Origin of the sequence: Turicibacter sp. T129, from assembly GCF_025594975.1 — a bacterium.
GTDB classification, from domain to species: domain Bacteria; phylum Bacillota_I; class Bacilli_A; order MOL361; family Turicibacteraceae; genus Turicibacter; species Turicibacter bilis.
Genome location: NZ_JAMQUU010000111.1, coordinates 1 through 6,982, shown reverse-complemented (window position 1 = coordinate 6,982; position 6,982 = coordinate 1). Strand labels below are relative to the sequence as shown.

The following is a 6,982-nucleotide window of genomic DNA, read 5'->3' as shown; positions in this document are numbered from 1 at the left end:
GCATGATGGTCTATATAGAAAAAGAACTAAACTTTCGTTTAGTCCTTTTAGAAATTATAATTTGTTTGGTTCTTCGTAGTCAACACCTTTAGTATCAACTGTCACTGATTTCATGACTTGCCCAATGACTGGTTGATCTAAATGGTTACATTCTACGCTAGCAATTTGATCAACAACATCGATTCCTTCAATCACTTTACCGAAGGCTGCATAGCTTCCATCTAAATGTGAAGAATCTTTATGCATGATAAAGAATTGTGATCCAGCCGAGTTTGGAACGTTTGTACGCGCCATAGAAATAACTCCACGTTCATGTTTGACTGGGTTATCAAACCCATTTGATTTGAATTCTCCGTAGATGCTGTATCCTGGTCCACCAATTCCTAAACCTTGTGGGTCTCCACCTTGAATCATGAAACTACGAATGACACGGTGGAAAATAACACCGTTGTAGAATCCTTTGTTTGCTAATGAGATGAAGTTACGAACTGACTGTGGAGCTACTTCTGGATATAATTCGATTTTCATTACTCCACCGTTTTCCATTTCAATTGTTGCCACTGGATTCGTATCTTTTGAGTATTCTGTTTGTCCAACATATTGTTTTGCCATGTCTTACTACCTCCTATAGATCATTTCTTAGTTGAATTTCTTTCCAACTTCAATTGGATGTGAACCATTTAAAAGGCTTGCAACATCCATACGTTTTTTCCCTGAGATTTGAATATCTGTAATCTTTAATCCAGCATGATCACCACATGCCACCACGATTCCATCTTTTTCAACTTTCACAATCGTTCCAGGTTCAGCATCATATAAATGATTATTTGGTTCAGCCCACCAAATTTTTACTGATAACTCATCTAATTGCGTGAATGCTACTGGCCAAGGGTGAAGTCCACGAACTTGGTTATATAAAACATTGGCTGGTTTATACCAATCAATGCGCTCATCTTCGCGCTTAATATTCCATGCAAATGTCGCTTCTTCATGATTTTGAGGAATTGCCTCGATCTCACCTGCTAATAATTTAGGTAACGTTTCTGCTAAAAGCTTCGCCCCAGCAACACTTAATTTTTCAAACATACTTCCTGTGTGATCTTTTTCCTCAATTGGAACAACGACTTTACTAATCATGTCTCCTGTATCCATTTTGACATCCATGTACATGATTGTAACTCCTGTTTCTTTTTCACCATCAATAATCGCTTTATGAATCGGTGCACCACCACGATATTTTGGTAATAACGAAGCATGAACATTAATACATCCGAACTTTGGTGCATCTAATAAAATTTTCGGGATGATTTGACCAAAAGCAGCTGTAATAATTAAATCTGGATTCCAATCTAAAACTGTCTGATAATCTTCTTTAATTTTTTCAGGTTGGAACACTGGGATGTTGTGCTCTAACGCTTTTTGTTTAACTGGTGTTGGTGTTAAAATACGTTTACGTCCAACTGGACGATCAGGTTGTGTGACAATCCCAACGACTTCATAACCTTCTTTAATAATTGTTTCTAAAACAGGAACTGAAAAGTCAGGAGTTCCCATAAATACAACACGTGTCATGTTGTCCCTCCTCTATTGTAGCTCAAATCACATCTAGCATATGGATGTGAGATTAAACGATAAATCTAGACTCTAATTATTATTACCACATCTATCGACATTTTACTACCATCTTTAGTAAGTTTTTTTAATTAATTAAACTGATTTGGAAAAAAATCAAGTGATAAGCTCACTGAACCTTCTTGGAAATACATTAAAAGCTGAGACAAAATAGCTCTTAACCTCGGTTCCTGCTTATATTTAATCATAAAATACATGCGAAAGCGCTGATTAATTCGCCCAACATACGGCATAGTTGGACCAACAATAATACAGCTATGTCCAAGTTGATTTCGTAAATATTGATTCACTTTATCGCATGCCATAATAAGATCATTATAGTCTTCACTACTCATCATGACACTGGCTAAATAATAATATGGTGGATAGCCAAAACGACGGCGCATCTTCATTTCTTCCACATAAAATGCGTGATAATTTTGCTCAACGACACATTTCATGACGTAATGTTCTGGACTATAGGTCTGAATAAGTACTTCCCCTTCTAGTTCATGACGACCCGCTCGACCTGCAACTTGAGTTAATAATTGGAAGGTTCGTTCAGCGGCTTTAAAATCAGATAAATGAAGCATTAAATCAGCCGCTAAGACACCAACAAGGGTTACATCTGGGAAATCAAGTCCTTTTCCCACCATCTGTGTCCCAATTAAAATATCGGCTTCTTTTCGTTCAAAGGCTGCAATGAGCTCTTGATGTGAACCTTTTTTTGATGTCGTATCTACATCCATTCGCATAATACGTGCACCCCGAAATTGATCTTGTAAATATTCTTCAACTTTTTGAGTTCCTAAACCAAAAAATCGTAACTCTTCACTCTGACAAGATGGACATCGTCTTAAAATGAATGACTCAAAGCCACAATAATGACATTTTAATTTTTGATTTGGTTTATGATATGTCAGTGAGACGTCACAATTTGGACAATTCACCACTTCTCCACACTCGCGACATTGCATAAAGTTCGAATAACCTCGACGATTTAAAAGTAACACGACTTGTTCCTGACGCTCTAAACGCTTTGCAATCGCCTCTTGCAAAACATCACTTAAAATCATTTGATCACTGACCGTTGAATGTTGACGCATATCAATCAATTTGACCGTGGGTAACTTCGCTGTAGAAACGGCACGCTTCGATAACGTTAATAATCGATAAACCCCTTTTTGAGCACGAGCAAATGATTCTAAAGACGGTGTCGCACTTCCTAACACAACTGGACATCGATGCGTAATTGCACGCTGTTTAGCTACTTCAATCGCATGATAGCGTGGCGCCTCTTCCTGCTTATATGTCGCCTCATGCTCCTCATCAATAATAATAATACCGATGTCTTTAAATGGAGCAAAAATTGCTGAACGTGCGCCCACCACAATCTGTACTTCTTGCTTTAAAATCTTACGCCATTCATCATACTTTTCACCCATTGATAAAGCACTATGTAAAACAGCTACTTTATTTTGAAAACGACTTTTGAATCGTCCTGCAATTTGTGGCGTCAAGGCAATCTCCGGCACTAACATAATCGCCTGTTGTCCCTTAGCCAACACATTTTCAATCATCTGTAAATAAACTTCCGTCTTCCCGCTTCCCGTAATGCCATGTAATAAAAAGATATCATGTGCATTTTCCTCGCATGCATGAGCCACGGTTGTCACCGCAACTTGCTGTTCTTGATTTAACTTTAACGCCTTCGATTGTTGATGCACCACATCTGCGTATGGATCACGATAGGCTTCTACCTCGATTTCTTTAATGACCGATTTATCTACAAGTGTTTTCATAATGGCATGAGTAACTTGTAACTCATCCATTAGTTGAGACTTTAAAACGGGGTTCGGCTGTGCTATTAAATATTCTAACACTTGCTTTTGCTTCGCTGCGCGATTAAATGATGATAAATCTAATTTCGGATCGACAAGTGCTATATATTTAATCATCTTTTTACCAAGCTGATCTTTCACTTCATAAATGAGTTCAACTTGTTTATGTTCAATTGCTTGTTTAACTTCTTTTAAAAGGTTAGCAGGGATTTGCTCATAATCAATGACGCGTGAATTTTGAAATAGCGACGCTAAATTTGGCGATAACGTGTCACTTAAACAAAGAAGCTTTTTCTTATATTTTGCACGCATGGCATTTGGAATCATCGCCTCGAAACATTGAATCATCGTACTTCCTGTTTCTTCACTTAAACTCATTCCAAGCTCACGCAACTCATCATTTAAAACTGGAACGACATCAATCAGTTCTTTAATCGGGCGTAGATTTTGTAACTCCGTCTGTTCTTTTAACGAAATAACAAAGCCCATAATCGTGCGAGGTCCAAATGGAACTAAAACACGAACACCAGGTTGAATTAAATGTGCTAATTCTTCTGGCACCGTATAATCAAAGACTTTATTCACAGCTTTATTTTTAATATCAACAACAACTTCAGCAATCACTTTGGCACCTCCCCAATTCATTACCTTTATTATAACACACGACATATTTTGATAAACGTACGCAAAAACAAAAACCTTAGCATTCGCTAAGGTTTAATCATTATTGTTCTTTTAATTCGAAATCAACAACGTCGTTTAATAGTTCTTCTAAAGCAACCCCAACTGGTTTTGCACATTTAGCTGTTGGTAATCCGTCAACATAATCTAATTGTGATTGTCCAGCGTCAACAATTTGACGTGCACGTTTTGCAGCGATGTAAGCGATTTTGTATTTAGAATCTACTTTATCTAATAATTTATCGATTGATGGATAGCGCATTCCTGTCATTACTATTCAACCTCCACAATATTCTTATTATAATATTCTAAGACACGGTTTGAGCGTGAATGCTCAGCTTCAATGATTGCCATAATACGATCACGAGCATTTTCTACCGTATCATTGATAACGATATAGTCGTATTCATGAGCAAGTCCAATTTCAGACTCTGCTTTTTGCATACGTTTATTAATAACTTCCATCGCTTCTGTTCCACGAGTCATAATGCGATTACGAAGCTCTTCCATGCTAGGAGGAGCAATAAAGATGAAGCATGCATCTGGCATTACATTTTTAACTTGTAATGCACCTTGAACTTCGATTTCAAGAACAACGTCTTTTCCTTCATCTAATTTTTGTTTCACATAATCAAGCGGTGTTCCGTAATAATTTCCAACGAATTCAGCCCACTCTAATAATTGACCTTGATCAATTCTATCTAAAAATTCTTCTTTTTCAACGAAGAAATAATCCACACCATGAACTTCTCCAACGCGTGGTTTTCTTGTTGTCATTGAAATTGAATACTCTAAATTATGGTTTTCTTGTTCGAATATTGATGCGCGCACAGTTCCTTTTCCTACACCACTAGGACCTGATATGACTATTAGTACGCCTTTTTCTACTAATCTCATGCATTCACTTCTCCTTAAACTTTCATTCCACTATAATAGCATGAATTTCAACAAAATTAAATAGCTCGACACAGAATTTATCATGAATTATTTTACAGTTCATTTTAGACATTTTAGAAATATCTATACACACAGTATGATTATTATGAGATTTTTCAGTTATTTTTATGTCTAACAGTTTTAAAAAATGATATACTTTTGAATATAAATTCATTGTTAAAGAGGTGATTTTTAATGGCTTTTGATGGTCTTATGACGTCTAGTGTCGCTGCTTCCTTAAAGGAATCGCTACTTGCTGGGCGTATCAATAAAATTTATCAATTATCAAACCACGAAATTTTAATGCAAATTCGTGCACAAGGAAAAAATCAGAAAGTCTTATTTTCAACACATTCATCTTATGCTCGTGTGCAAATCACAAAGCTTGATTATCAATATCCAGATGAGCCACCGATGTTTTGTATGTTTTTAAGAAAACATCTAGAAGGTGGAATTATTTATAACATCGAACAGATTAACCATGATCGTATCATCAAGTTTACGATTCGTCATATCAACGAACTCGGTGATCAAATGATTAAGTTTTTATATATTGAGATTATGGGAAAACATAGTAACTTAATTTTAACAGATGCGACGCATCGTATTTTAGATACGATTAAACATATCTCACCTCTTGTCAATCGTTATCGTTCTTTACAACCAGGTGCTACCTATATTTTACCACCTACGCAAGAAAAACAACTGCCAACCGATATTGACTTTGAAACCTTCTCAAGCTTAATAGTTGAAGGTGAACGTTACGATAAACAACTGGTCGCTAAATTCCAAGGCTTATCTCCACTCATTGCGCGTGAAATCATTTATCGCAGTGAATCAGATTCAATCCAAAATATCTATGACTCGTTTACGAATGTCTTGACTAAAATTCAAGAAGCACCTTCTCCTCATGTCATGATAGCGTCCAAAGAATACTTCTACCTTCTTCCGCTATATCATATTGAAGGAGAACTGATTCCGTGCGTTACATTATGGGACATGTTTGACCGCTATTATTTTGGAAAAGATGAACGCGATCGTATTAAACAACAATTCCATGATATTGAACGTTTTATCCGTCAAGAATATGACAAAAATGTAAAAAAACTTGAAAAGTTAAATGAGGAATTAGTGAATTCCGAAAAAGCGGAGCAGTATAAAGTTTTAGGTGAGTTAATTTTAGCGAATATCTATCAAATTAAACGCGGTGACTCAGTTGTGCGTGTACAAAACTTCTATTCAGAGAACCTAGAAGAACTTGATATTCCATTAGAGCCGATGTTATCAGCATCTGAAAATGCTCAAAAATACTTCCAAAAGTATACCAAAGCTAAAAATGCGGTGAATTATATTTTAGAGCAACTCGAGTTAACCGAAAAAGAGATTGCTTACTTTGAAACGCTGATGATTCAAATTGAAACAGCAACGTTAAAAGATGCCTATGAGATTAAAGAAGAACTTGAGTTAGCAGGGTATTTACGTAAACATCAAATTAAAAAACGTAAAACGAATGGAAAACCAAACATCGAGAAATATTTATCAACAGACGGTGTCGAGATTTTCGTTGGGAAAAATAATTTACAAAATGATTACTTAACCCATAAATTCGCCCGTCGTCACGAATGGTGGTTCCACGCTAAAGATATGCCAGGTTCGCACGTCTTAGTTCGAAGCGATGCCGATGAGTTAAGCGAAGCTACGATTCGTTCAGCGGCACAGCTCGCATCTTATTTCTCAAAAGGGCGCTTATCATCAAGTGTGCCTATTGATTACACACGCGTACGCCACGTTAAAAAAGTACCTGCTGCCCATCTTGGATTCGTCACATATGAGAATCAAAAAACGATTTATATCGATCCAGATGAAAGCTTCATTATGAACTTAACGAAATTAAAATAATCGAGTAGGAGATA

General features: G+C 36.5%; 6 protein-coding genes. 1 reads left to right on the top strand and 5 read right to left on the bottom strand.

Annotation, left to right across the window (positions count from 1 at the left end; genetic code table 11):
* Window positions 1-54 precede the first annotated feature (54 nt).
* The 5 genes from NEH75_RS13190 to gmk all read right to left on the bottom strand — a co-directional run bounded on the left by NEH75_RS13190 (window position 55) and on the right by gmk (window position 5,030).
* The gene (locus NEH75_RS13190; RefSeq protein ID WP_055242101.1) at window positions 55-612 is read right to left on the bottom strand and encodes a peptidylprolyl isomerase; all 558 of its coding nucleotides are present in this window, start codon (window positions 610-612) and stop codon (window positions 55-57) included.
* Window positions 613-639: 27 nt separating this feature from the next.
* Complete coding sequence (fmt, locus tag NEH75_RS13185; RefSeq protein ID WP_055305530.1) at window positions 640-1,572, bottom strand: methionyl-tRNA formyltransferase; 933 nt, start codon at window positions 1,570-1,572, stop codon at window positions 640-642.
* A gap of 131 nt (window positions 1,573-1,703) precedes the next feature.
* The gene (priA, locus tag NEH75_RS13180) at window positions 1,704-4,076 is read right to left on the bottom strand and encodes a primosomal protein N' (RefSeq protein WP_082427825.1); all 2,373 of its coding nucleotides are present in this window, start codon (window positions 4,074-4,076) and stop codon (window positions 1,704-1,706) included.
* 100 nt (window positions 4,077-4,176) lie between these two features.
* Entirely contained in the window at window positions 4,177-4,404 is a 228-nt protein-coding gene (rpoZ, locus tag NEH75_RS13175; RefSeq protein WP_055242094.1) for a DNA-directed RNA polymerase subunit omega, read from the bottom strand.
* Between the two features lie 2 nt (window positions 4,405-4,406).
* Window positions 4,407-5,030: a guanylate kinase gene (gene gmk, locus NEH75_RS13170; RefSeq protein ID WP_055242092.1), complete on the bottom strand. Its 624-nt coding sequence runs from the start codon at window positions 5,028-5,030 to the stop codon at window positions 4,407-4,409.
* 234 nt (window positions 5,031-5,264) lie between these two features.
* Here gmk and NEH75_RS13165 point away from each other — a divergent pair, with 234 nt between their 5' ends.
* Window positions 5,265-6,968 carry an NFACT family protein gene (locus NEH75_RS13165; RefSeq protein WP_262949011.1) on the top strand — a complete coding sequence of 568 codons (1,704 nt, stop codon included), beginning with the start codon at window positions 5,265-5,267 and terminating at the stop codon, window positions 6,966-6,968.
* Window positions 6,969-6,982 lie beyond the last annotated feature (14 nt).

Bases quoted from the DNA above. Each gene is read 5' to 3' on its own strand.
- NEH75_RS13190 (WP_055242101.1), bottom strand. From the start codon at position 612: ATGGCAAAACAATATGTTGGACAAACAGAATACTCAAAAGATACGAAT.
- fmt (WP_055305530.1), bottom strand. From the start codon at position 1,572: ATGACACGTGTTGTATTTATGGGAACTCCTGACTTTTCAGTTCCTGTT.
- rpoZ (WP_055242094.1), bottom strand. From the start codon at position 4,404: ATGACAGGAATGCGCTATCCATCAATCGATAAATTATTAGATAAAGTA.
- gmk (WP_055242092.1), bottom strand. From the start codon at position 5,030: ATGAGATTAGTAGAAAAAGGCGTACTAATAGTCATATCAGGTCCTAGT.
- NEH75_RS13165 (WP_262949011.1), top strand. From the start codon at position 5,265: ATGGCTTTTGATGGTCTTATGACGTCTAGTGTCGCTGCTTCCTTAAAG.